This is a genomic window from Qaidamihabitans albus (genome assembly GCF_016464705.1).
In the GTDB taxonomy this organism is placed as follows: Bacteria; Actinomycetota; Actinomycetes; order Mycobacteriales; family Pseudonocardiaceae; genus Qaidamihabitans; species Qaidamihabitans albus.
In genome coordinates, this window is sequence record NZ_JAEHOB010000051.1 from 1 (window position 1) to 836 (window position 836).

At 61.8% G+C, this 836-nt stretch carries 1 pseudogene; it reads left to right on the forward strand.

What is annotated here, in order from left to right:
• Positions 1 to 836, forward strand: a pseudogene (locus JAP66_RS33545) (IS30 family transposase); the annotation flags it as partial.

Here is an 836-nt window from a genome sequence, read left to right on the forward strand (position 1 = left end):
CGGGCGACCGTCGCGCAGGCCCTTGCCGGGCAGCGAGCCCGCCGTCCCAAGATCGCGTTACTTCGCCGTAAGACCCGACTATGCGCCCATGTTGAACGGCAGCTGATGCTCAAACACTGTCCCGAACAGATCAGTCGGCGTCTGCTGACAGATTTCCCTGACGATCCGGAGATGCGCGTGTCTCACGAAACGATCTACCAGTCGCTCTACGTTCAAGGACGAGGCGCACTGAAACGCGAACTGGCACAGTGCTTGCGAACGGTCGCGCATTGCGCAAACCTCACCGCAAGGCCGACGAACGCCGCAGCCGGCATGCCGGTGCGGTCTCGATCAGCCAACGGCCGGCCGAAGTCGAGGACCGAGCAATACCAGGGCGTGTGAGGGTGACCTGATTACCGGGGCCGGAAATGGTTCCGCTATCGGCACGCTCGTCGAACGAGCCACAGGGTTCGTCATGTTGTTGCATTTGCCGCACACACAAGGCCCTCGACGCCCAGGAAGCGATGACGACGACGATGTCCGCGCTGCCACGAACCCTGCGCCGGACGCTGACCTGGGACCAGGGACAGAAAGATGGCCAACCACATCCAGATCGCCGCAGCGACCGACCTGGACATCTATTTCTGCGACCCGCACTCACCCTGGCAACGTGGCACGAACGAAAACACCAACGGCCTTCTCCGTCAGTACTTTCCGAAGTTCACCGACCTGTCCGGCTACCACCCCGACTACCTCGAGTTCGTGGCTGTCGAACTCAACAACCGGCCCCGCGAACGCCTCGGCTGGCGCAACCCCGCCAAAGCACTCAATCAACTACACTCAACACCAGGCAACAA